Source organism: Methyloversatilis discipulorum (assembly GCF_000527135.1).
Taxonomy (GTDB): domain Bacteria; phylum Pseudomonadota; class Gammaproteobacteria; order Burkholderiales; family Rhodocyclaceae; genus Methyloversatilis; species Methyloversatilis discipulorum.
This window is the reverse complement of record NZ_AZUP01000001.1, coordinates 2268831-2293692: the sequence shown is the minus strand read 5'-3', so window position 1 is coordinate 2293692 and position 24862 is coordinate 2268831. Positions and strand designations below refer to the sequence as shown.

Genomic DNA, 24862 nt, shown 5'->3' with positions numbered 1-24862 from the left:
GCTACCGGAACAGGAAGCGGCTGCGCTCGCTGGCGCTTTCGTCCGGCCGCCCCAGTCGGGCGACCACGATGTCCAGCGGCTGCGCGCCGTGCAGCGTGCCGTCGTCGGGTGCGGACACGGTGAGCCGCAGGCTGGCCACGCTGTTGGCCGCCACGCGCAGGCGGTCGTTGCCGACGATGGTGGCACCCGGCACGCCGTCGATCTGTGCGACGTACTCGACCTCTTCGCGCGTCAGGTTGGCCACCTTCAGCAGGTAGGCGTTTTCGATTCGGCCGTCCGCAGTTTCGCGCATCAGCACGCCGCGGTCGCGCAGCACGTCGAGTCGCACTTCAGGGCGGCTCGCCATCTGCCACACACCGAGGGCGGCGAACAGCACGAGCAGCGCGGCGTAGATCTTCACGCGCGGCTGAACCGCCGTCGCACCCCGCCCGGACAGCGCGTGTTCGGAGGCGTAGCGGATCAATCCGCGCGCGCGGCCGACCTTGTCCATCACCGTGTCGCAGGCGTCGACGCACAGACCGCAGTTGATGCAGGCGTACTGGACGCCATTGCGGATGTCGATGCCGGTCGGGCACACCTGTACGCAGATCGCGCAGTCCACGCAGTCGCCTGCACCCCGGCTGCGCGCCGACGCGCGCGGTTCGCCGCGCAGTCTGTCGTAGCCGACCTGGCGCGTGTGCGCGTCGGTCATCACGCCCTGGAAGCGCGAGTACGGGCACATGTGCTGGCACACCGATTCACGTGCGAAGCCGGCCTGCAGATAGGTGAAGGCGGCGTAGAACAGCAGCCAGAAGCCTTCCCACATGCCGACGTCCCAGGCGGTGAGGCGCGGCAGCAGATCGCGGATCGGCGTGAAGTAGCCGACGAAGGTGATGGCGGTCCACGCCGCCAGCGCCAGCCACAGCGCGTGCTTGGCACCCTTGATCGCCGCCTTGCGCGGGCCCCAGGCTGCTGCGTCCAGCGCCCGGCGTGCGGCCGGCTTGCCTTCGAGCCGCGCCTCGATCCACGTGAACATCATTGTGTACACCGTCTGCGGACAGGCGAAGCCGCAGAACAGCCGTCCGGCCAGCGCGGTCACGAAGAACAGCGCCAGCGCCGCGACGATGAGCACGAAGGCGAACAGCAGTGCGTCCTGCGGCCACAGCACCCAATCGAACAGATAGAGCCGCTCGTGCGGTATGTCCATCCACAGCGCCGGCCGCACCGCGTCGCCGTCGCGCCAGGTGAGCCACACGCCGCCGTAGAACACGAGCTGGGTGAGCCACACCATGGCCCAGCGCCAGCTGTTGAAACGGCCGGACACTGCACGCGCATGCACGGTGCCCGGCCGGGGATGGAAAGTGAGTGGCACAGCGCGGACCGCGCCTCCCGCCAGCGTCGTATCGGTGTTCATCTGCAGGCTCCGGAAAGGGATGCCGGCAGTACACCCGCCGCGGGCGGACAGGAACAGATTCAGCCGAGTGAAATCACAATGGGTACAGATGGAATCCGTCGCGCCCCTTGATGCGGATCAGCTCACCGACGCGAGCGGATGCGGGATGCCCTTGTCGCCGTACGTGCGCACCACCTGCGCGATCACCACCTGATAGCCCTTTAGCCAGCGCCCCTGCAACTGCTTGGCCTTGATGTGCTCCGGGTGCCGCATCAGCGCCTGCAGCGCGTCCATCGAATCCCAGTAATAGACATTCGAAATGAGCCCGGTCTGCGCGTTCTCCCAGGCTTCCTCGCCGAGGTAGCCGGGAACGGAGCGGGCGACCCCGGCGATGACTGCGTCCAGCGCGTGGAAGTCGTCGTCGTACTGGCGTTTGGCGAAGGTGAAGGTGGAGGTGTACATGAAGGATGGCTCGTCGGAGAAACGTTCTGGAAAGATGACTCGTGGCCAGTGTATGAATAGGTCGCCAGCGGCCTGAACGAAAAGAAAGCGGTCTTCGGGGGCATCAACGCTGCGGCCGCGCGTCCCGCAGCACTTCCGTCGGAGCGGTGGGCGACCTGTTGATGCTGTGCCGGCGATCAGGGCGCGCATTGACCGCCGCGATCAGCATGCCTGTATTCCTAAGCGTCGAGATAGGTGCATATATCATGACCTCGTGCTACCTAGGAGCAGTCGAGTTCGGCGCTCTTCAGAAGCGCTTCCGCGCCGGACATATGCATCGTGTCCAGCCCGCATCGTCGTCCGTGCTACTCCGCATACAGATGATCGAGAGGATGTCCTTGCCGGCGTTCAGGATCAGAAGTTCGGCCGATGCCAGTCCCCTTGCATCGGTTCATACTGGTGCCCGTCGCATTCATGTGTCGGCGACCGATACCCTGCTCGGCGGCGTCAGATGACCGCGAATTTTCTGCTCGAATACGTGCGAATCCAGCGTATCTATGCACGTCTGGCGCGGAAAGACTTGTCCAACCGGCAGGCGCGCGAGGTCGTCGAACAGGGTTTCAGTGTCGTCGACGATTGGTACGACAGCGATACGGTGGCGGCAATGCGCGCCGCCGTACCGGAGGTCTCTACGCTCGCGGTTGAACCGCAATCGCCGTCGGTGCGCTCACTGCACGACGCGTCGTCGATGGCCGCTTTTGCGCCGTTCTTCGAGGACTCGCGCATTCGCGACGTGGTCGAGACCATCATGGGGGCGCGCGCTGAACGGGTGCGCGACTGGGCCCAGGTCAGGCTGGCGGACGGACCGCGCGGCGCGTTCGACGAATTCTTTCACATCGACAGTTTCAAGCACCGCATCAAGGCCTTCCTCTATCTGACCGATGTCGGTCACGACGACGGGACGCTGGTGGTGGTTCCGAACTCCACCAAGGGATTCTGGCGCGTTCCGCTTGCGCACGAGCTTTACAGCGTGGAAAGGCGCAGCGCTGCAAGCTGGGACACCGAAAAGGCGTCGTATGACGCGATATCGGGCCGCATCGAGAACCACTTTGCCGGTTGTCTGACGCATTACCGCGCCGAACTGCTGATGCGCCGGCGCAAGCTCTCACCGGTTCCGCTGCGCGGCAAGGCCGGCACGCTGGTTATCTGGGACAGCCGTTGCTTGCACAAGCACATCCCTTCGGCGATGAATCGCCGCGTCATGCTCGAAGCCGTATTTGCGTGTGCCGGGGCTTATGGCTGATCCGGTGGGGCGGCGTTCCGGGCCTCGATTCGCTGCTTGATCCGTTGCACCTCCTCGTAGAATTCGCCCACCACACCCTTGCCGCAGTAGCCCCGTTCGCGCATCAGGGCGTCCACCATCGTGCTGTCGAAACGCAGCATCGAACCGAGGTGGGCTTCCATGTCCTCCTCATAGACATCCTGCGGATAGAGCCCGTCTTTGGCAGCGAGATAGCAGTTGAACAGGATGTCGATGATGAGCACCAGCCAGACGCGTTGCTGCTGGTCCTTCAGCGTGTACGCGCTGCCGGGGCTGTACATCGCGGCATCCAGTTCGGAAATCGCCGGCACCTGGATGCTCAGTTCCTTCTTGCGCATCCATTGTTCGTAAATGGTCTGCAGGCTCTGGTTCTTTTCGGTGGTCCTGGTCAATCGGCTCACGCTGACGGCGATCCAGATGCCGACGACGGCGTTGGCCAAGCCGACAAGGACGGCGGCCCAGTCCGCCGCCGACCCGGGGGCGGACAATATCTTTTCGATCATGTGAAACTCCGTTTCAACGCTGTCAGACCGACCCTCTGACGCAAGGAGAACGCCCACGCTTGACAGAACCGGCGGCCTGAAGCGCTCTTTCCGATACCCAGCGGTGCGCTCTTTCGTCCCCCTGACATGTCGCTCTCCTGCAGCGCCGGTCAGAGCGCTGCGCTGTCGTTAGGCTGTCGCGCCCGTGCTTTAGAGCATGGAGGCGATCAAGCGACCCAAGGCCGCGAGCGCCTCGCGCTGCGATGGACTCTCAGAATGCCCGAAGTTCAGCCGCACGAAATTCCGGAACTCCCTCTGCGCCGAAAAGATCGGCCCCGGCGCGATGCTGATGCCTCTTGCCAGCGCTTCGCGGTGAAGCGCCAATGTGTCGCAGCCTTCCGGCAGTTCGAGCCACAGGAAATAGCCGCCCTCCGGTTCGGCCATGCGGGTGCCGGCGGGGAAATGGGCTTCGACGTCGGCGACCAGTGCGGCCATCTGTGTTCGCAGGGTGCTACGCAGCGTGCGCAGGTGGCGGTCGTAGCCGCCCTGTTTGAGGTAGTCGGCGAGCGCGTGCTGCAGCGCGACCGGGGTGGCGAGGCTGAATGACAGCTTCTGCCGGCGGATCGCGTCGGCGTAGCGGCCGGCGGCGACCCAGCCGACGCGGAAGCCGGGGGCCAGGCATTTCGAGAAGGACGACACATGCATGACGCAGCCGTCGCGGTCGACCGCCTTGCTGCACAAGGGCGCCTGTTCGCCGTGGTGCAGTTCGGCATAGACGTCGTCCTCGATCAGCGGCACGTCGTGGCGGTCGAGCAGGGCCATCAGCTGGCGGCGACCGTCGTCGGGCACGCAGGCGCCGGTCGGGTTGGCGTAGTTCAGCATGAACAGGCAGGCGCGCACCGGGTGCTTCTTAAGGAGCTGTTCGAGTGCGGCGAGGTTCACGCCCTCGCGCGGGTGGCTGGGTACTTCGACCACTTTGAGCCCGAGCCGCTCGGCGGCCTGCAGGCCCGCATAGAAGGTGGGAGATTCGACCGCGATCAGGTCGCCCGGCCGGGTCACCGCCTGCAGGCAGAGGTTCAGCCCCTCCATCGCGCCATTGGTGATGATGATGTCGTCCGGCGACACGTCGGCGCCGAGGCCGAGGTAGCGCAGCGCGATCTGCCGGCGCAGTTCGGGGTGGCCCGGCGGCAGGTCGGTCAGCGTGTCCAGCGGTTTGATGCGGCGCGCGGCGGCAGCGAGGCAGCGGCCGAGGCGGTCGAGCGGGAACAGTTCGGGCGCCGGAAAGCTGGAACCCAGCGGCACGACAGCCGGGTCGCGCACGCTGTCGAGGATTTCGAAGATGAAGTCGCTCACCTGCAGCGCGGTCGAGCGTTGCCCCGGCCGCGACATGGCCGGTTCCGGCAGGCGTTGGCCGAGGCGGGCGCGCACGAAATAGCCGGAGCGCGGGCGCGCCTCGACCAGGCCGCGGCTTTCAAGCAGCGCGTAGGCCTGGGTGACGGTGATCGGGCTGAGGTCGTGCGCGCGGCAGGCATGGCGCACCGAGGGCAGGCGGTCGCCCGGGCGCAGCACGCCGTCGGCGATCAGTTGCGCGGTGCGGTCGGCGAGGTGCTGGTAGAGCGTCATGCGCCGATGCTATCAGGCGCGCGCCGGCCGCCTGGCGTGTCTCAGTCGGTCAGCTTGCCGAAGCCGAGCAGCCGGGTGCCGCCGCCCGCGGGGTTGGGGCCGTAGATGCCGAGGATGCGTGCGTATTCCGGTGCGTAATAGCGGCCGACCGAACCGCCGCGCACGCAGACGGTGTCGCCGGTGGTCGCTTCGACGGTCACGCCGCCCGATTCGACGAACAGCCGGCCTTCGAGCACGTAGGCGTATTCGTCGTGCGCGTGCTCGTCGGTCCACGTTTCGCCGCGCAGTTCCCACTCCATCAGCACCGGCGCGGTCCAGCCCTGCGGGTCGGGGCGGGTGATCCAGTGCACACCCGGTCCGCCGTCGGCGACCAGGGGCTCTTTCGGATATTTCACCGGTGCGTCCGGCATGAGAGGCCTCCTGAATGTGCGGTCACCGCGATCCGCCCCGGACGATGTCGTGCCGAGGGCGGGCGCGGATATCGAGAGCGGATTATTCGGGCCGGGGCGGGGCAGGGCAATGCCCCGAAAGAGGTAGCTGCGCGCGTTCTGCCTCAATGCGGCGGTGCAAGATTGACAGACGACATTCAAGGGTCTAGATTCAAACGAACGTTTGAACATGAGGCCGTGCTTCACGCCATGGACGCCCGCCGCAACCGACCTTCCGTGATCGAAACGCGCACCCGCATCCTTGATGCGGCGCAGTCGCTGTTTGCCGCCCACGGTTTCGAGGCGACCTCGATGAGGATGATCACGACCACGGCCAGCGTCAATCTGGCGGCCGTCAATTATCACTTCGGATCGAAGGACGTGCTGGTGCAGGAAGTGCTGCTGCGCGGACTTCGACCGCTCAATGCGCTGCGCATGCAGGCGCTCGACGAAGCTGAAGCGGCTGCCGGCGGCGCGCCGGTGAAGGCGCGGGTGATCGTCGAATGCTTCTTCAGCGGCTCGCTCGCGCTGGCGGCGCAGAGCGAACAGGGTCGCGAATTCATGCGCCTGCTGGGCCGCACCTTCACCGAACCGTCGGCGGTGGTGCGCGAGTGTCTGGCGACCGAGTACGCGCCGGTGATCGGCCGCTATCGCGACGCCCTGAGCCGCGCGCTGCCGGCGGTGCCGGTCGAGGACATCGTGTGGCGCCTGCATTTCATGTTCGGCGCCATGTCCTACGCGGTATCCGGCATCGACACGCTGCAGGTGATGACCGGCGTACAGATCGACGAGCCGGACGCGATGGCGCGCATGGTGCCGCGATTGATGAGTTTCCTGCTCGGCGGCCTGCGTGCGCCGTTGCCGGAATCGAACTGATGGGGCGAAAGCACCGACGATTGCAACTAGATTGGAACTAGACTGCGGACAGAAGCGCCTTGCGCGCCTATCGCAGCAGCATGACCGGACGAGGAGACTCAAATGACCTGGATGCTTCTTCTGCTGTTGCCGTTGGGCTTGATCGCACTGGCCTATATGCGGGTACCGCTGCTGCTGATCACCGCGGCACTGGCCGCCTGGCTGGTCGCCGCGGCGCTGCATTTCGACTGGTCGGTCGCCGCCTGCGTCGCCGCCGCCGTGCTGTTCGGTGTGCCGGCGCTGCTGCTGAACCTGGTGCCGCTGCGCCGCGCACTGATTTCGCGGCCGCTGCTGGTGGTGTATCGCAACATCCTGCCGCCGATGTCGGATACCGAACGGATTGCACTCGAAGCGGGCACCGTCTGGTGGGAAGGCGAACTGTTCCGCGGGCATCCCGACTGGCAAAAGTTGCACGCCTACCCGGAACCGCAACTGAGCGCCGAAGAACAGTCCTTCCTCGACAACGAGGTCGACGAACTGTGCCGCCTGTCCGACGACTGGCGCATTTCGCACGAACTGAAGGACCTGCCGCCCGAGACCTGGCAATACATCAAGGACAAGGGCTTCCTCGGCCTCATCATCCCGAAGAAGTACGGCGGCAAGGAGTTCTCCGCCTGGGCGCATTCGCAGATCGTGACCAAGCTGTCGACGCGCTGCTCCGCTTCCGCGGTGACGGTGATGGTGCCGAACTCGCTCGGCCCGGCCGAACTGCTGCTGCATTACGGCACCGACGCGCAGAAGGATCACTATCTGCCGCGTCTGGCCAAGGGGCTGGAAATTCCGTGTTTCGCGCTGACCAGTCCGCAGGCGGGGTCGGACGCGGCGTCGATCCCCGACTACGGCATCGTCTGCCGCGGCATGCACGAGGGCCGCGAAGTGCTGGGCATGCGCGTGACCTGGGACAAGCGCTACATCACGCTGGGTCCGGTCGCCACGCTGCTCGGCCTGGCTTTCCGCCTGTACGACCCCGACCACCTGCTCGGCGACACCGAAGACATCGGCATCACTTGCGCGCTGATTCCGACCGACCATCCGGGCGTGCAGATCGGCCGCCGCCACTTCCCGCTGAACGCGGTATTCCAGAATGGCCCCAACTGGGGGCGCGACGTGTTCATGCCGCTGGAGTGGATCATCGGTGGGCCGGCGATGGCCGGGCAGGGCTGGCGCATGCTGATGGAGTGCCTGGCCGCCGGCCGCTCGATCTCGCTGCCCGCCTCCAACACCGGCATGGCCAAGCTCACCGCACGCGCAGTCGGTGGCTATGCCCGCGTGCGCAGCCAGTTCAAGACCGCGATCGGCCGCTTCGAAGGCATACAGGAACCGCTGGCCCGCATCGGCGGCCACCTCTACATGATGGACGCCGCGCGGCGGATGACCGCGTCCGCCATCGACCTCGGCGAGAAGCCGTCGGTGGTGTCGGCCATCGTCAAGTACCACATCACCGAGCGCGCCCGCATCGTCGTCAATGACGGCATGGACATCCTCGGCGGCAAGGGCATCTGCCTTGGCCCGTCGAACTTCCTCGGCCGCGCCTACCAGCAGATCCCGATCGGCATCACGGTCGAAGGCGCGAACATCCTGACGCGCAGCCTCATCATCTTTGGCCAGGGCGCCATCCGCTGCCATCCCTACGTGCTGCGCGAAATGCGCGCCGCGCTGGCAGACGACACGCCGGAAGCACTCACCGAGTTCGACGACGCGCTGTTCGCCCACATCGGCTACACCGCGAGCAACGCAGTGCGCACGCTGATCACCGGCCTGACCGGTTCGCACTGGGTCGGCGTGCCGGGCGATCTGGCGCCGGAGACGCGCCGCTACTACCAGCAGCTCACCCGCTTCTCGACCGCCTTCGCCTTCATCGCCGACGCCGCCATGCTGACCATGGGCGGCGACCTCAAGCGCAAGGAAAAGCTGTCGGCGCGGCTGGGCGACATCCTGTCGCTGATGTATCTGTGCTCGGCCACGCTGAAGCGCTACGAAGCCGAAGGGCGCCAGGCCGCCGACGCGCCGCTGATGCACTGGGCGATGTGGGACGCCATGTTCCATGCGCAGACCGCATTCGAAGGCGTCATTTCCAACTTCCCGAACCGGCTGATCGGCATGCTGCTGCGCCGCCTCATCTTCCCGCTCGGCCGGCCCTACGTGGTGCCATCGGACCGCCTCGGCGGCGAGGTGGCAAAGCTGCTGATCGAGCCTTCGGCGACGCGCGACCGGCTGACCGCCGACATGTACGTGCCGCAGGACGAGCACGATGCGGTCGGCGCCATCGAACATGCGCTGCAGGCGACGGTGGCCGCCGAGGCGATCGAAGCCAAGGTGCGCGCGGCACAGAAGCGCGGCGAACTGAAGGCGCGCGGGCCGGGCATGATGCGTGCCGCCTTCGAAGCCGGCGTCATCGACGCGCAGGAATTCGCGCTGGTCACCCGGCGCGACGAACTGCGCGACCGCGTGGTCAAGGTGGACGATTTCGCGCAGGACTTCGGCGCCGACGCCGTGCCCGCGACGCCGGCCGAGGCGCGCAACGTGACCGCGCTCGCCGCCTGAGGAGTGTTCATGTCCTTGCCTGAAGTATTCGTCGTCGATGGGGCGCGCACCCCCTTCCTGAAGTCGCGCAACGCGCCCGGTCCGTTCGCCGCGGCCGACCTCGCCGTGGCGGCCGGCAACGCGCTGCTGGCGCGCCAGCCTTTCCGGCCGGATCAGCTCGACGAAGTCATCCTCGGCTGCGCCGCGCCGTCTGCCGACGAAGCGAACATTGGCCGCATCGCCGCGCTGCGCATGGGCTGCGGCGACCGTGTGCCGGGCTGGACGGTGATGCGCAACTGCGCCAGCGGCATGCAGGCGCTCGATTCGGGCCTCGCCAACATCCAGCGCGGCCGCGCCGACCTGGTGCTCGCCGGTGGCGTCGACGCGCTGTCGCGCGCCCACTTGCTGTTCTCCGACGCCATGGTGCGCTGGCTGTCGCAGTGGTACGCGGCGAAGACCTTGGGTCAGCGCGCCGCGCTGATCACGAAGTTCAGGCCGGCGATGCTGGCGCCGGTGATCGGCCTGATCAAGGGACTGACCGATCCGGTGATCGGCCTGAACATGGGTCAGACCGCCGAGAACCTCGCGGCGAAGTTCGGCATCAGCCGCACGCAGATGGATTTCTACGCCATGCGTTCGCACCAGCGCACGGCACGCGCGCTCGACGAAGGCTGCTTTGGCGAAATCGTGCCGCTGACCGACCGCGACGGAAAGCTGTACGCCGAAGACGACGGCATGCGTCGCGATTCGTCGGTCGAGCGGCTGGCAAAGCTGCGGCCGGTATTCGACCGCAAGCACGGCCACATCACCGCCGGCAACAGTTCGCAGGTGACCGACGGCGCGAGCTGGCTGCTGCTCGCTTCGCAGAAGGCCGTCGACCAGTACGGCCTGAAGCCGCTCGGCCGCATCCTCGACGTGCAGTGGGCGGCGCTCGATCCGGCGCAGATGGGGTTGGGGCCGGTGCATGCGGCGACGCCCATCCTGCAGCGCCACGGCCTCGGGCTGAACGACCTCGACGCCTGGGAGATCAACGAAGCTTTCGCCGCCCAGGTCATCGCCTGCGTCGAGGCGTGGAAGAGCGACAGCTACTGCCGCGAACAGCTCGGACTGTCACACGCGCTCGGTACGCTGGACGAACGACGCCTCAACGTCGACGGCGGCGCGATCGCGATCGGCCATCCGGTCGGCGCCAGTGGTGCCCGCATCGTGCTGCACCTGCTGCACGTGCTGAAGCGCCGTGGCGGTGGCCGCGGCATGGCGTCGATCTGCATCGGCGGCGGACAGGGTGGTGCGATGCTGGTGGAAAGCGCATGAGCGTGCACGCAAGCGATCTGAAGCACTGGCGCATCGAGCGTGACGAAGACAACCTCGTCTGGCTCGTGTTCGACCGCGCCGGCGAGCACGTGAATACGCTGTCCGGTGAGGCGATGCGCGAACTGGGCCTGGTGCTCGACGCCTTCGACGCCGCACCGCCGCGCGCGCTGGTCATCCTGTCTGGCAAGACGACCGGCTTCATCGCCGGTGCCGATATCGGCGAGTTCGGCGCGGTGAAGGACGAAGCCGGCGCGCGCGACATCGTCGGTCGCGGCTGGAACCTGTTCAACCGGCTGGCCGCCGTGCCTTACCCGACCTGCGCGCTGGTGCGCGGCTTCTGCGTCGGCGGCGGCACCGAACTGTCGCTGGCCTGCCGCCACATCGTCGCGGTCGATGAACCGGGCACCCGCTTCGCGCTGCCCGAAGTGCTGCTCGGCATCGTCCCGGGCTGGGGCGGCATGCTGCGTCTGCCGCAGCGCATCGGCGCACCGGCCGCGCTGGACATGATGCTCACTGGCCGCGCACTCGACGCGAAGCGGGCGAAGGCGGCCGGCCTGGTCGACGAAATCGCGCCGGCGCGACTGATGCGCGAGCACGCCCGCGCCCGCGTGCTGGCCGACCCGCCGCGCCGCCCGCTGTCGCCGGGACAGCGCCTGCTGCTCGGTCCGCTGCGCGGCGTGGTGGCGAAGAAGGCACTCGAAGGTGTGGCGAAAAAGGCACGCCGTGAGCATTACCCGGCGCCTTACGCCATCGTAGAAATGTGGCGTGACTTCGGCGGCAATGCGCTGGCGGTGCCGGCCGATCACCCGTCGTCGATGGCCGCGCTGGTGGCCCACCCGACCACGCCCAATCTGCAGCGCGTCTATCACCTGCGCGAGCGGCTGCGCGGCTACGCGAAAAGCGACGTCGGCTTGCCGCCCGTCCGCCGTGTGCACGTCGTCGGCGCCGGTGTCATGGGCGGCGACATCGCCGCCTGGTGCGCGCTGCGCGGCTTCCATGTGACCTTGCAGGACAACGGCCTGGCGCGCATCGCGCCGGCGATGCAGCGGGCGGCGAAGGCCTTCGCGCGCAAGTTTCGCCGCGACCGCCAGGCGCAGCGCGACGCGCTCGACCGGCTGATTCCGGACCCGACCGGCGCCGGTGTCGCCGGTGCCGACCTGATCATCGAAGCGATCTTCGAGGACCTCGACGCCAAGCGTGCGCTGATGCGCGAGGTCGAGCGGCGCGCCCGCCCCGACGCGCTGCTCGCCACCAATACATCCAGCCTGCGCATCGAGGACATCGCGCAGGCGCTGCACGTGCCCGGCCGACTGGTCGGCATCCATTTCTTCAATCCCGTGGCGAAGATGCCTCTGGTCGAAGTGGTGCGCGGCGCCGACAGCTTCGAACAGGCAGTGCAGCGGGCGGCCGCCTTCGTCGGTGCGCTCGACAAGCTGCCGCTGCCGGTGGCCAGCGCGCCAGGCTTTCTGGTCAACGCGGTGCTCGGACCCTACATGCTCGAAGCGATGAAGTGCGTCGACGAAGGCGTGTCGCCCGAAGTGGTCGATCGCGCCGCGCTCGACTTCGGCATGGCGATGGGCCCGATCGAACTGGTGGACACCGTCGGCCTCGACATCGCAATGGCGGCGGGCGCCCGCCTGACGGGCGGTGCGACAGCGCCGGTCTGTCTGCAGCAGCGGATTGATGCCGGGCACCTCGGTTGCAAGAGCGGGCAGGGTTTCTACGTCTGGAAGGATGGCCGACCGGTGCGCACCGGCGCCGCTGCCGTGCCGGAAGGACTGGCGGCGCGGCTGGTCGAGCCGCTGATCCGGGTTACGCGCCGCTGCGTCGAGCAGGGCGTGGTGGCCGACGCCGACCTGGCCGACGCCGGCCTCATCTTCGGCGCCGGCTTCGCTCCCTATACCGGCGGACCGCTGCACTATCATGCGGTTTCCGCAATGCAACATCAGAGTCGTAAATGAGCCAGAACATAGAACACCTTCCTGAAGAACAACCCGCGCTGCGCATGCTGCCCATGCCGCGCGACATCAACGCGGCCGGCGACATCTTCGGTGGCTGGGTCATGTCGCAGGTCGACGTCGCCGGATCGATCGCCGCGATGCGCCGTACGCGCTGCCGCGTCGTGACGGTGGCGGTCAATTCATTCGTTTTCCTGCAGCCGATCACCACGCAGTACCTCGTGTCCTTCTACTCGCGCGTCGCGCGTGTCGGCACCACGTCGATCACGGTCGATGTCGACGTCTACGCGGAAACCGGCTATGACAACGTGAAAATCCTTAAGGTCGCCTCGGCACAGCTCACCTATGTCGCGGTGAACGAGGACGGCAGCAAGCGACTGATCGCACCGGAACAGTCCTGACAGTATTCGGTGTGCCCTGTGCAGGGACACGCCGTGAACGCAGCAACCTTTACGACGCACAGAGGAGGAGTCATGACGAAGACGAAACAGCGCCGCAGCCACGGTGCCACGATAAAAGTTCTGGCCGTGGCGATCGGCGCGGTCGGCTCGACCGCCAGCCACGCAGCGGCCTTCCAGCTGCTCGAAGGCAACGCGAGCGGCCTGGGCAACGCCTACGCCGGCAGTGCGGCAGTCGCCGAAGACGCCAGCACGGTGTTCTTCAATCCGGCCGGCATGACGCTGCTGCCCGGTCGCAACCTCGCCTTTTCGGTTGACCTGGTACGGCCGCAGGCCGAGTTCTCGAACGGCGGGTCCACCAACGCCTTCGCCCAGGGTCCGGGTGGCAATGGCGGCGATGCCGGCGACTGGGCCGCGATTCCGGCCGGCTACATGACCTGGCAACTGACCGACCGTCTGTTCGCAGGTCTCGGTGTGGGGGCACCTTTCGGGCTCAAGACGCAGTACAACAACGACTGGGCCGGACGGTTTCACGCGATCAAGTCCGAACTCAAGACGGTCAATATCAACCCGTCCATCGCTTTCAAGGTCAATGACGTGTTCTCGATCGGCCTGGGCGTGAACTTCCAGCGTATCGATGCCGATCTGACCAATGCGGTGAACGCGGCGGCCATCGCCGGCGCCGGCGCCACTGCACTGGGACGCATACGCGGCGACGACACGGCCTGGGGCTGGAACATCGGCGCCATGTTCCAGCTGTCGCCGGACACGCGTCTCGGCGCGACCTATCGTTCCAAGGTCGATTACAAGCTCGAAGGCACCGCACGTTTCAGCGGATTGAATGCAGCCGGCGCGGCCGCTGCACCGACGCTCAACGCGCTGCGCGGTGGCGATGTGACCGCCGATGTCGAGTTGCCCGATACGGCCACCTTCAGTGTGATGCAGAAGATTTCCGACCGCTGGACCATGCTCGGTGACATCAGCTGGACCGGCTGGTCGACGCTCCAGGAACTGGCGGTGGACCGGGTCGATGGCGTCAACGTGACGACCGAGGAACTGAAGTGGCGCGACACCTGGCGCGTCGCCTTCGGCGGCACCTATGCCTACACCGATGCCCTGAGCCTGAAGTTCGGCCTGGCCTGGGACCAGACGCCAGTGCGCGACACCACGCGCCTGCCACGCGTGCCCGACGAGGACCGCGTCTGGCTTTCCTTCGGCCTGCAGTGGCGCCCGGACGCGACCTCCGCGGTCGACGTGGGCTACGCCCATCTGTTCGTCAAGGACGCGAAGATCAATACCAACGGCGGCAATGCACTGGCCAAGGGCACGCTGGTCGGCGAGTACGAAAACTCGGTCGACATCCTCGGCGTGCAGTACTCGACCCGCTTCTGATCCGTCCTTCCTGTCGTACCCGGTCCGGTCGCCGTGCGCGGCCGGACCGCCTCTCCCGGGAGTCCGCATCGTGACATCCTCCAGATTCCGCATCCGTCGCGTCGCCGTACTGGGCGCCGGCGTGATGGGCGCGCAGATCGCCGCCCACTGCGCCAACGCGAACGTTCCCGTCATCCTGTTCGACCTCGCCGCGAAGGAGGGTGACCCCGACGCCATCGTCAAGCGCGCCATCGCCGGCCTGAAGAAGCTCGAACCGGCGCCGCTGGCCACCGCCGACCGCGCCGCCCATATCGAAGTGGCGAACTACGACCGCGACGCGCACCGGCTCGCCGACTGCGATCTGGTGATCGAAGCCATCGCCGAGCGCATGGACTGGAAGCATGGCCTGTACGCCAAGGTGGCGCCGCATCTTCGCGGTGACGCGATCTTCGCCACCAATACCTCCGGCCTGTCGATCAACGCGTTGGCCGACGGTTGCCCGGAAGCGATGCGCAGCCGTTTCTGCGGCGTGCATTTCTTCAATCCGCCGCGCTACATGGCGCTGGTCGAACTGATTCCGGCGCGCGGCACCGACGCCGCGCTGCTCGACCGCCTCGAAGATTTCCTCACCACCACGCTGGGCAAGAACGTGGTGCGCGCGCTCGACACGCCCAACTTCGTCGCCAACCGCATCGGGGTGTTCTCGATGCTGGCGGCCATGCACCACACCACCCGGCTGGGCCTGGGCTTCGACGAGGTCGACGCGCTGACCGGCCCGGCGATCGGCCGACCGAAATCGGCCACCTACCGTACCGCCGACGTGGTCGGCCTCGACACGCTGCTGCATGTCGTCAAGACCATGACCGACAACCTGCAGGGCGACCCCTGGCATCGCCACTACGTCGCGCCGGCCTGGCTCGCTGCACTGGTCGAGCGCGGCGCGCTCGGCCAGAAGACCAAGGCCGGCGTCTATCGCAAGGACGGCAAGGCGATCAAGGTGCTCGACCTCGCGCAGCAGGACTACCGCGACGCCGCCGGCGCCATTGCCGACGAGGTGCAGGCCATCCTCGCCGAGCGCGATCCGGCCATGAAGCTGGCTGCGCTGCGTGCCAGCGAACATCCGCAGGCGCAGTTCCTGTGGTCCATCTTCCGCGACGTGTTCCATTACGTCGCCGTGCATCTCGGCGACATTGCGCACAACGCGCGCGACGTCGACTTCGCGATGCGCTGGGGCTTCGGCTGGAGCGCTGGCCCGTTCGAAACCTGGCAGGGCGCCGGCTGGCAGCAGGTCGCCGGATGGCTGCGCGAGGACATCGCCGCCGGCCGCACGATGTCGGACGCACCGCTGCCGGCCTGGGTGTTCGAACGGCACGGCGTGCACGACGCGGCTGGTTCATGGTCGGCCTCGGCCGCGAAGCTGGAGCCTCGCAGCGTATCGCCGCGCCAGCTCTTCCCCGAGCGCGTGCTGGCCGAAGTGCCGCGCGCGACGCACACCGTGTGGGAAGGCGAGGAGGTGCGGCTGTGGACGCTGGACGACGCCGACGGCGAGCGGGTGCCGGTGCTGTCCTTCAAGAGCCGCATGTCCTGCGTCGGCCCGAAGGTGCTCGATGGCATCCGCGAGGCGATCGCGCGCGCCGAGCGCGATTTCGACGGTCTGGTGATCTGGCAGCCGCAAGGGCCGTTCTCGGTCGGCGCCAACCTGAAGCAGATCCGTCCGGTACTCGAAGCGGGTGACTTCGTGCGGCTTGAGCGCGTGATCAACGACTTCCAGCAGGCGTCGATGGCGATCAAGTACGCCCAGGTGCCGGTGATCACCGCGGTGCAGAACATGGCGCTCGGCGGCGGCTGCGAATTCGTCATGCACTCGCCGCGCGCGGTGGTGGCGCTTGAAAGCTATATCGGTCTGGTTGAAGCGGGCGTGGGTCTGATTCCGGCTGGCGGTGGCTGCAAGGAATTTGCGATCCGCGCCGCCCGTGCGGCCGAGGCGTCGGCGACGAAGGACCCGATGAATTTCCTGCAGTCGGTGTTCCAGACCATCGCCATGGCGAACGTATCGAAGAGCGCACGCCACGCGCAGGAACTGGGTCTGCTGAAGCAGGAGGACGTTGTCGTCATGCACGCCAGCGAACTGCTGCACGTCGCCCGTCGCAACGCGGTGGCGATGGCCGACAGCGCCTGGCGGCCGCCGCTGCCGGCGGTCGATATTCCGGTGGCCGGCCGAAGCGGCATCGCGACGCTGGACATGATGCTGGTGAACATGCGCGAGGGCGGCCTGATTTCGGCGCACGACTACCGCGTCGCGCACGCGTCGGCGACCGCGCTGTGCGGCGGCGACATCGAAACCGGCGCGCGGGTGAACGAACAGTGGCTGCTCGAAGTCGAGCGCGCGCTGTTCGTCGATCTGCTGAAGACGAAGGAAACGCAGGCGCGTATCGCGCACATGATGGACACCGGCAAGCCGCTGCGGAACTGACGGGAGATTCGCGATGAAACAGATACAGGATGCCTACATCGTCGCCGCCAAACGCACGCCGGTGGCGAAGAAGGGCGGTGCCTTCCGCCACGTGCGGCCGGACGACATGCTGGCGCACGCGCTGCGCGGCGTGGTCGACGCGGTGCCCGAATTCGACCTGAACGACATCGGCGACGTGGTCGTCGGCTGCGCGATGCCGGAAGCCGAGCAGGGCATGAATGTCGCCCGCATCGGTCTGTTGCTGGCCGGTTTCCCGGTGTCGGTGCCGGGCGTCACGGTGAACCGCTTCTGCGCCAGCGGGCTCAACGCGGTAGCCGATGCGGCGCTGAAGATCATGACCGGCCAGTGCGACATCGCCATCGGCGCGGGCACCGAATCGATGACGGTGATGCCGACCATGATGGGCAACAAGGTGACGGTGAATCCGCGCGCCTTCGAGTCACCGGAGAACGTGGCCATCGCCTACGGCATGGGCCTGACGGCAGAGAAGGTGGCGCACAAGTATGCCGTGTCGCGCGAGGACCAGGACGCCTTCGCGCTCGAATCCCATCGGCGCGCGCTGGCGGCGATCGCTGCCGGCCGCTTCGCCGGTGAAATCCTGCCCTACACGGTGCGCAGCCATCTGCCCGATCTGGCGAGCAATACGGTGCGCATCGTCGAACGCGTGTTCGATACCGACGAAGGCCCGCGGGCCGATTCCAGCGCCGAAGGCCTGGCGAAGCTGCGGCCGGTGTTCGCCGCGTGCGGCTCGGTCACCGCCGGCAACAGTTCGCAGATGTCGGACGGCGCGGCGGCGGTGCTGCTGATGTCGGACGCGGCGGTGCAGCGCACCGGTGCGACGCCGATCGCGCGCTTCCGCAGTTTCGCGGTGGCCGGCGTGCCGCCGGAGATCATGGGCATCGGCCCGGTCGAAGCGATCCCGCGCGCGCTGAGGCAGGCCGGCATCACGCAGGCCGACCTCGACTGGATAGAGCTGAACGAGGCCTTCGCCGCGCAGGCGCTGGCCGTCATGCGCACGCTGGATCTCGATCCGGCGAAGGTGAACCCGCTGGGCGGCGCCATCGCGCTCGGCCATCCGCTGGGCGCCACCGGCGCCATCCGCACCGCCACCGTCATCGCTGCCATGCAGCGCGGCGAAGCGCGTACCGGCATGGTGACCATGTGCATCGGCACCGGCATGGGTGCGGCGGGAATATTCGAGAAGGTGTGAGCGGAACGTCGACGGCGCGCCGGTGTGAAGGCCCGGTCGCGACCAAGGCCGCTCCCACAGAATCATCCGCTCTGGTCGTTGCCGAGGCCTCCTGTGGGAGCGGCCTTGGCCGCGACGCAGCGCTGGCAGGCCGCGGGCTTCGGTTCAGGTCGCCATCGCGAGCAAGCTCGCTCCCACAGGACCGCGGCTCCGGCGGTGGGCGGTGACTGCTCTATTGTGGGAGCGGCCTTGGTCGCGATGCGGCTGTGGCGGACCGCCGGCTTCAGTTCAGGCTTCCGCCGGCGGTATAAGCTCGCGCCTTCGTCCTTGAGACTGTCCAGCAGATGAAATCGAACGATTCCGGCCACATCCTGAGCACGCTCGAACGTGGCGTCGCCACGCTCACCATGTCGCGCCCGTCGCGGCGCAATGCCTATACGACGGCGATGATGCAGTCATTGCGCGAAGCGGTGGAGCGGGCGCTGCCCGACCCCGAGTGCCGCGTGCTGCTGCTGCGCGGTGACGGCGCGAGCTTCAGTGCCGGCGGCGACGTGCACGAGTTTTCGCAGAGCCTGCCGCTGGATGCGCCGGCGCGTCTGGCGACCTTTCGTGCCCTGGTCGAGAACTGGGTCAATCCGGTCATCCTGGCGTTGCGTCACGCGCACCAGCCGGTGGTGGCCGCGGTGCGCGGCGACTGTGTCGGCTATGGACTGTCGCTGATGCTGGCATCCGACATCGCCATCGCGGCCGACGACGCGGTGTTCAGTACCGCCGGCATCGGACTCGCGCAGCCGGGTGCCGGCGGTCAGTCGCACTTCCTGGTGCGCGCGCTGGGCGAGCGGCGGGCGCGCGAACTGATGTGGAGTGCACGCCGCTTCGACGCGCACGAGGCGAAGGCGCTGGGACTGGTCGAGCGCGTCGTGACGGTGGCTGAGTTTGACGATGCGGTCGAAGCCGAGGTCGAGCGTCTGGCGAGCGGTCCGCGCCACGGCTGGGCGGAAATAAAGCGACTTCTCAATATGTCGGGTCAGCCGCTGGCGCAGCAACTGGCTGACGAAGCCGCCGCCTTCGGCCGCTGCGCCGCGACCCAGGATTTCGCCGAGGCGGTGACCGCTTTCATCGCACGGCGCACGCCGAAGTTCGAGGGGCGCTGAAGACACGCGTCGGGGGCGCCGCGCGCCATCGAGGGCGCGGGTCGATGCCTCTCAAGATTTCCTTGTTGCGACATTTGTAGCGCATTTTTTTCGAGACAGCTGTCTCATCCAACCGCCTCCGACTGTCTCAGGGACGACCTCCTGCAAACGGCGGGTCGGCATCCCTTCCGCCGGATAGCGCCGCCTGTTCCCGGATTTCCTCTGCAACCGATCCGACACCGCATCCGTGGCACGAATGCTGCAGGCGTATGCCTGCGTGTGTCATCGGAACGCAGGAAGTTCCGCAGGTACCGGCCGATAAAAACCGGGCCGGTGACCGGGCATGCGCATCCACAACAACGGAGGAAGCCTGATGAACAAGCACAACGGCCGCGCACTGCGGCCCGGCGCATTGAGTTCGGTTGCAGGGAGTCTGCTGGCAGCGCTGCTGCTCGCCCCGATGGTCGTTCACGCCGAGGATCCGGAACCCCCGCTCGGCATCAACGTACTCGAAGCCACCTTCAAGTGGCGGCCGAACTACGTCAGCGACGACATGCTCATCCACGCCGACAAGGACGCCAACAACTGGCTGCACTACGGCAAGGACTACCAGGCCACGCGCTTCTCGCAGCTGCGTCAGGTGACCCAGGACAACGTGAAGAAGCTGGTGCCGAAGTGGAACCTGTCCTTCGGCGTCAATGATGCGCAGGACAGCCAGACCACGGTGGTGAATGGCCGCATCTACGTGACTGCCAGCCAGAACAAGGTGTTCTCGATCGACGGCCTGACCGGCCGCATGATCTGGAAGTACGAGCGCTCGCTGCCGGGCGACCTCGGCCCGCGCCTGTGCTGCGAGGCGGTGAACCGCGGCGTGGCCGTGTACAAGGACATGGTCTACATGGCGACGCTGGATACCCACGTCGTCGCGCTGAACAACACGACCGGCAAGGTGGTGTGGGAGAAGAAGCTGGGCGACTACACGAGCGGAGAGATCTACACCTCGATGCCGCTGGTGGCCGACGGCAAGATCGTGGTCGGCAACTCGGGTGGTGACGTCGGCGCCAACGTCGGCAAGATCACCGCGCTCGATCCGGACACTGGCGAAATCGTGTGGCAGACGACCACCCGGCCGATCGACGCCAACGATCCGAACGCCAAGACCTGGGCCAACGACTCGTGGCGCACCGGTGGCGGCTCGGCCTGGCTGACCGGCAATTACGAAGCGAAGACCAACACCATCTACTGGGGTGTGGGCAATCCGGCGCCGGACTTCGATCCCAGCGTGCGCAAGGGCGACAACCTGTACACCAACTCCACGCTGATCATGGATGCGCGTACCGGCAAGATCAAGAACCACTTCCAGTACACGCCGAACGATGCCTGGGACTACGACGGCAACAACGAAACCATCCTGGTGGACGACGAGAAGGGCCGCAAGGTGTGGCTGCACGGCGATCGCAACGGTCACCTGTACTCGATCGACCGCACCACCGGCAAGTGCAACTGGGTGGTGCCGATCGCACGCGTGAACTGGGTCAAGAGCTGGGGCGACAACTGCCGTCCGATCGTCAATCCGGACAAGGTGCCGGGCTACGACAAGGTGGTGAAGGACATTGCCCCGATTCTCGATGGTGGCAAGGAATGGCACCCCGCGGCCTACAGTCCGCAGACCAAGCTGCTCTACGTGCCCTACATTGACAGCTCGATGGACGTGCAGGCCAAGAAGATGGAATGGAAGCGCGGCGAGTGGTTCCTGTCGTCCAAGGTGCTGAAGGCCAACCCCTACACCGGCGGCATCAAGGCCTTCAACGCCACCACGGGCGAACTGGTGTGGCAGCGCCCGCAGAGCACGCCGGCGACCAGCGGCATGCTGGCGACCGCGGGCGGCGTGGTGTTTGCAGGCGACGCCGAGGGCTGGTTCCATGCGATGCGCGACGACACCGGCGAGGCGCTGTGGCGCTTCAACGTCGGTACCGGCATTCACGGCAACCCGACCACCTTCACCGTCGACGGCAAGCAGTACGTGGCCATCGTGTACGGCCCGGGCGGCGGCAGCCTGTGGCCGCTGGTGTATGACGAGCTGTTCAAGCACCAGAACCGCGGCGGCGGCATGATGATCTTCGGCCTCGCCGAGTAATGGAGCCGGGGCGCCCGCAAGGGCGCCCCGCATCGTCATGACGAAGTCCTCCGCAATCCGCACCGTCGCCTGCGCGCTCGCACTGGCGCTTTCTTCACTCGTGTCGGCAGCGCCGCTCACCGCCTGCGTGGTCGACGGCAACGAACCGTTCTCGTCCAGCAGTGATGGCGCCCGTGGCCTCGACGTCGACGTCGTGCAGGCGCTGGCGGCGAAGCTCGGCCGCGAAGCGAAACTGAACTGGATCGTCGTGCCGTCGCGCGGCGGCATGGGGCGCGCGCTCAAGCAGTCGATACAGGCCGGCACCTGCGATCTGTTCGTCGGCCTGCCGGAAACCGAGGGCGGCGGTGAGGACCTGGCCGAACGCGGCCTGGTTGCCTCCACGCCCTATCTGTCGGTCGGCTACGTGCTGGTCGCGCCGGTCGCCGGCAAGGTGAAGTCGCTGTCCGATCTGGGCAAGGCCAAGGTCGGTGCCGTCACCGCCACGCCGGCCGACCTGCACCTGCTGGCCGGTGGCTACAACCGCACGCCCTACGGCAATCACCGGCAGTTGATGGACGCGCTCGCGCGCGGCGAGATCGCTGGCGCACTGGTGTGGGCCGGCCGCCTGGCTGACGCTCCGCCGCCGGACGGCATCGGCGTACGCCAGGTGCTGAACGAACCGTCGCTGACCACCCGCTTCGTCATCGCCAGCCGGCGCGCCGATGCGGCGCTCGGCAGCGCCGTGAACCAGGCGCTGGCGGCGCTCAAGGCCGACGGCACGCTGGACGCCGCCGCCCGTCGGGCCGGCTTCCCGTGATTCACCGGCGCTGGCGGCTCGTCGCTGGCGCCACCGCATTCGAATGGAGTTGCAGATGTTTCGTGTCATCGCAGCGAGCCTGCTGCTCGCTGGCCTGATCGCCGGAGCGCAGGCCGACGACGCCATACCGGCCACCAATCCGCTGACCAACGACCCGGAAGCTGCGAAAGCGGGCGAAGAGCTGTTCGGCCGCAACTGCCAGCAGTGTCACAACTCGCGCGGCAAGGGCGGCAAGGGCCCGCAGCTGGTCAAGGGCGCCTGGGGGCCGGGCGGTGCCAACAGTGACGGCTACATGTTCGGAATCATTGCCAACGGGCGCCCGAACACGCAGATGGGCGGCTTCGGCCCGGCGCTGACGCAGCAGGAAATCTGGCAGATCGTCGCCTTCCTGCGCGAGGAAGCGAAACGCGTCAAGGCGGCCGAGAAATCGAAGGCCGGTGCCGAGGACGATCTCTGGTTCTGATCCAGCGTCCGGCTGGCGTTCGGTGCGGCCGGATTTCACGCATTTCTGATGGAGCACATTTGATGACCTACCCCCTGATACGCAGGGTCGCGCGCGGCGTTGCGGCCCTCATGCTGACGCTCGGCGTCACCCAGGTTTCGGCCTTCGGTCCGGGCGGTCCCGGCGGCGGCAATACGCCGGCCGCCAGCGACGCCAGCGCAGGCGAGGAGCTGTTCGGTCGCAACTGCCAGCAGTGCCACAACTCGCGCGGCAAGGGCGGCAAGGGCCCGCAACTGGTCAAGGGCGCCTGGGGCCCGGGTGGCGCGAACAGCGACGACTACATGTTCAAGATCATTTCCGAAGGCCGGCCAAACACCCAGATGGGCGGCTTCGGCCCGGCGCTCAAGCCGGAAGAGATCCGCCAGATCATCGCTTTCCTGCGCGAGGAGGCGAAGCGCGTGCAGATCGCCGACAAGAAGGCCGACGCGGCCGACGACGAAAACTGGTTCTGAGCCTGTCACACCACAACAAGGAGAACACGATATGAAAGCACGCATCACCGCAGCGCTCGCCCTTGCCCTCGCGGCCGGCTGCGCATACGCACAGACCGCGCAGCCGGCGCTCGACCTGGCCACCGCCAAGGCCATTGCCGAGGGCTGCGAGAAGTACGCCGCCGGCAAGGGCTGGCGCATGATCACCGCGGTGCATGACAGCGCCGGCAACCCGAAGTACTTCAGCCGGATGGACGGCAGCATCCTGATCAGCGTGCAGGTCGCGCGACTGAAGGCCGACACCTCGGCCAGCCTGCCGGTGTCCACCCGTCAGTTCCGCGATCTGGCCAAGGGCATTCCGGGCGCGGAAGTGCTGCCGCGCACCACTTCCATCATCGGTGGCCTGCCCATCATGACGTCGAAGGGCGCGCACATCGGTGGCGTCGGCGTCAGCGGTGGCAGCGAGGCGGAGGACGAGGAGTGCGCGCAGAAGGGTCTGGAGGCGGCGAAGCACCTGCTCTGAAGGCGCTGGCCCGCCGGTGCGTGAAATGTAAATTTTTTTTGCGCCGGCGGCCTCCGGCCCCTTCAGTTCCACGCGGATGAATCGTTAAGACCGTTTCGGGTAGCCGATCAACGCCTCATGCCGTGTCGGAACAACAATGAACACCAGAGCCACCAGCCCCATCGAAGACGCCGTCAAGACCGGCGACGCCGCGACCACGCTGCAGGATGTGCTGTTCAAGGACATCGGCCTCAAGGTCGGTGACCGCATGGTGATCGAACCGCCGGCCAAGCTCGGCGACCAGCCGGGCGTGGTCAAGCTGATCGGCTGGGTGAACGAGCTGAGCGTGCTGGTGACGATGCCGGATACGCGTCCCTGGGCCGGCCCCCCGATCGAAGGTGACACCATCAGCGTGCGCGCCTTCTCCGGTCGCCACGCCTATGGTTTCAGCACCGTCGTCGGCAAACGTTCGGTGCGCCCCTTCGAATACCTGCATCTCGAATTCCCGCGCCGCATTTCGATGCGGCAGATCCGCAATGCCGAGCGCATCGCCACGTCGATCACGGCGCGCGTGATGGACGCCGACGAGCCGGTGCCCACCGTGGTCACCAACCTCAGTGCCACCGGCGCCGAAGTGCGCGTGTGGCAGCCGGGGCGCGAGGTGGGCGACAAAGTGTCGCTGGAGCTGATACTGGACATCCACAAGGTGCGCACCCGTGTCGTCGTCGGAGGCCATATCCGCAACCGTCACGAGATCCCCGACACCGGCGAACCTGCTTATGGCGTCGAGTTCGACGACATCAACGCGCAGACCTCGGTGTTCCTGAAGAGCTACGTCTATCAGAACCTGGTGGAGCAGCCGCACCGGCGGCTGTAGTCGCAGCCCTCCGGCTGCAGGTTCTGGTCCCGGCCGCTGTCGGGGTCAGAAGACCCCTCCCACAGAACCCCGGCCCCAGGCTCAGATCGTGGATCGCGCGCCCACCCCTGTGGGAGCGGTCTTCTGACCGCGACGCGGCGTCTGCAGTCCGCGGGCTTCAATACAGGCCGCTGTCGGGGCCAGAAGACCCCTCCCACAGCAGGACCTCTGACCCCGCGCCTCGGGCCATCGCGGCGAACCCTTGCAAGCGCCTGCGGTCAGCCCCATATCGACAGTTCGCACAGACAGGGGCGCCCACGCATGTACACCGATCCATCCTCCCGGCGCCTGCACGGCCGTCAGATCCACCTCCAGCCCAAGGGCTTCTTCGGCAAGCTGTTCGCGCTTATTGCCGCGGGCGGCCTGCTGGTGCTCGGGCTCATGTTCTCGGTGGTGATCGTCGCGGTGGCGGTGGTCGGCGGCCTGCTGTTCTGGGGCTTCATGTGGTGGAAGACGCGGGAACTGCGCCGGCGCATGCGCGAACAGATGGACAATCCTATGCAGACGCCCTTCGGCGACGTGCCGGCGAGCGGCGGTCGCATCATCGAGGGTGAGGTCATCCGCAGCGAACAGGATTCCGCCAGCCGCTGATTCCGGTGGGCGACAACGCCCGGCTTGTCCTGTATCAAGTTTTAAG

Annotated in this window: 22 protein-coding genes; 17 read left to right on the top strand and 5 right to left on the bottom strand. The window is 67.1% G+C overall.

The window, feature by feature from the left end:
- Nucleotide 1 precedes the first annotated feature (1 nt).
- Together ccoG and METFAM1_RS0110570 are read right to left on the bottom strand one after the other, a co-directional pair.
- Nucleotides 2-1393, bottom strand: coding sequence for a cytochrome c oxidase accessory protein CcoG (gene ccoG, locus METFAM1_RS0110575; protein WP_019919587.1), 1392 nt, complete (start codon nt 1391-1393; stop codon nt 2-4).
- 117 nt (nt 1394-1510) lie between these two features.
- Complete coding sequence (locus METFAM1_RS0110570) at nt 1511-1834, bottom strand: antibiotic biosynthesis monooxygenase family protein (protein WP_019919586.1); 324 nt, start codon at nt 1832-1834, stop codon at nt 1511-1513.
- Between the two features lie 490 nt (nt 1835-2324).
- On the opposite strand from METFAM1_RS0110570, the gene METFAM1_RS20380 reads away from it, so the two are divergent.
- Nucleotides 2325-3116 carry a phytanoyl-CoA dioxygenase family protein gene (locus tag METFAM1_RS20380; RefSeq protein WP_019919584.1) on the top strand — a complete coding sequence of 264 codons (792 nt, stop codon included), beginning with the start codon at nt 2325-2327 and terminating at the stop codon, nt 3114-3116.
- Here METFAM1_RS20380 and METFAM1_RS0110550 read toward each other — a convergent pair.
- From METFAM1_RS0110550 to METFAM1_RS0110540, 3 genes are all read right to left on the bottom strand, one after another.
- Nucleotides 3107-3637 carry a hypothetical protein gene (locus METFAM1_RS0110550; RefSeq protein ID WP_019919583.1) on the bottom strand — a complete coding sequence of 177 codons (531 nt, stop codon included), beginning with the start codon at nt 3635-3637 and terminating at the stop codon, nt 3107-3109. The two genes, METFAM1_RS20380 and METFAM1_RS0110550, sit on opposite strands and share 10 nt — an antisense overlap.
- Before the next feature lie 189 nt (nt 3638-3826).
- Complete coding sequence (locus METFAM1_RS0110545; protein WP_019919582.1) at nt 3827-5239, bottom strand: aminotransferase-like domain-containing protein; 1413 nt, start codon at nt 5237-5239, stop codon at nt 3827-3829.
- A 41-nt stretch (nt 5240-5280) separates the two neighbouring features.
- A complete protein-coding gene (locus METFAM1_RS0110540) occupies nt 5281-5649 on the bottom strand; it encodes a cupin domain-containing protein (protein ID WP_019919581.1) in 369 nt (122 codons plus the stop codon).
- A gap of 228 nt (nt 5650-5877) precedes the next feature.
- Here METFAM1_RS0110540 and METFAM1_RS0110535 point away from each other — a divergent pair, with 228 nt between their 5' ends.
- The 16 genes from METFAM1_RS0110535 (at nt 5878) to METFAM1_RS0110460 (ending at nt 24816) form a co-directional block, all read left to right on the top strand.
- The gene (locus tag METFAM1_RS0110535; protein WP_019919580.1) at nt 5878-6543 is read left to right on the top strand and encodes a TetR/AcrR family transcriptional regulator; all 666 of its coding nucleotides are present in this window, start codon (nt 5878-5880) and stop codon (nt 6541-6543) included.
- 102 nt (nt 6544-6645) lie between these two features.
- Entirely contained in the window at nt 6646-9126 is a 2481-nt protein-coding gene (locus METFAM1_RS0110530; protein WP_019919579.1) for an acyl-CoA dehydrogenase, read from the top strand.
- Between the two features lie 9 nt (nt 9127-9135).
- Nucleotides 9136-10419, top strand: a complete 1284-nt coding sequence (locus tag METFAM1_RS0110525; RefSeq protein WP_019919578.1) for an acetyl-CoA C-acetyltransferase — start codon at nt 9136-9138, stop codon at nt 10417-10419.
- Nucleotides 10416-12380 carry a 3-hydroxyacyl-CoA dehydrogenase NAD-binding domain-containing protein gene (locus tag METFAM1_RS0110520; RefSeq protein ID WP_019919577.1) on the top strand — a complete coding sequence of 655 codons (1965 nt, stop codon included), beginning with the start codon at nt 10416-10418 and terminating at the stop codon, nt 12378-12380. The genes METFAM1_RS0110525 and METFAM1_RS0110520 overlap by 4 nt, the downstream gene beginning before the upstream one ends.
- Nucleotides 12377-12778: an acyl-CoA thioesterase gene (locus tag METFAM1_RS0110515; protein WP_019919576.1), complete on the top strand. Its 402-nt coding sequence runs from the start codon at nt 12377-12379 to the stop codon at nt 12776-12778. Before METFAM1_RS0110520 ends, METFAM1_RS0110515 begins: the two co-directional genes overlap by 4 nt.
- Nucleotides 12779-12850: 72 nt before the next feature.
- Entirely contained in the window at nt 12851-14167 is a 1317-nt protein-coding gene (locus METFAM1_RS0110510; protein ID WP_019919575.1) for an OmpP1/FadL family transporter, read from the top strand.
- A 70-nt stretch (nt 14168-14237) separates the two neighbouring features.
- Entirely contained in the window at nt 14238-16619 is a 2382-nt protein-coding gene (locus METFAM1_RS0110505; RefSeq protein ID WP_029644345.1) for a 3-hydroxyacyl-CoA dehydrogenase/enoyl-CoA hydratase family protein, read from the top strand.
- 13 nt (nt 16620-16632) lie between these two features.
- Entirely contained in the window at nt 16633-17829 is a 1197-nt protein-coding gene (locus METFAM1_RS0110500; RefSeq protein ID WP_019919573.1) for an acetyl-CoA C-acyltransferase, read from the top strand.
- 323 nt (nt 17830-18152) lie between these two features.
- Nucleotides 18153-18962, top strand: a complete 810-nt coding sequence (locus tag METFAM1_RS0110495; RefSeq protein ID WP_019919572.1) for an enoyl-CoA hydratase/isomerase family protein — start codon at nt 18153-18155, stop codon at nt 18960-18962.
- Between the two features lie 352 nt (nt 18963-19314).
- Nucleotides 19315-21078, top strand: coding sequence for a PQQ-dependent dehydrogenase, methanol/ethanol family (locus METFAM1_RS0110490; RefSeq protein WP_019919571.1), 1764 nt, complete (start codon nt 19315-19317; stop codon nt 21076-21078).
- 37 nt (nt 21079-21115) lie between these two features.
- On the top strand, nt 21116-21874 hold the full coding sequence (locus METFAM1_RS0110485; protein WP_019919570.1) for a substrate-binding periplasmic protein: 759 nt from the start codon (nt 21116-21118) through the stop codon (nt 21872-21874).
- Nucleotides 21875-21929: 55 nt separating this feature from the next.
- A complete protein-coding gene (locus tag METFAM1_RS0110480; protein WP_157256694.1) occupies nt 21930-22337 on the top strand; it encodes a c-type cytochrome in 408 nt (135 codons plus the stop codon).
- Nucleotides 22338-22399: 62 nt separating this feature from the next.
- Nucleotides 22400-22828: a c-type cytochrome gene (locus METFAM1_RS0110475; RefSeq protein ID WP_019919568.1), complete on the top strand. Its 429-nt coding sequence runs from the start codon at nt 22400-22402 to the stop codon at nt 22826-22828.
- Between the two features lie 31 nt (nt 22829-22859).
- Complete coding sequence (locus tag METFAM1_RS0110470) at nt 22860-23330, top strand: GlcG/HbpS family heme-binding protein (RefSeq protein WP_019919567.1); 471 nt, start codon at nt 22860-22862, stop codon at nt 23328-23330.
- Between the two features lie 136 nt (nt 23331-23466).
- The gene (locus METFAM1_RS0110465; RefSeq protein WP_019919566.1) at nt 23467-24186 is read left to right on the top strand and encodes a flagellar brake protein; all 720 of its coding nucleotides are present in this window, start codon (nt 23467-23469) and stop codon (nt 24184-24186) included.
- 300 nt (nt 24187-24486) lie between these two features.
- Nucleotides 24487-24816 carry a hypothetical protein gene (locus METFAM1_RS0110460; protein ID WP_019919565.1) on the top strand — a complete coding sequence of 110 codons (330 nt, stop codon included), beginning with the start codon at nt 24487-24489 and terminating at the stop codon, nt 24814-24816.
- Nucleotides 24817-24862 lie beyond the last annotated feature (46 nt).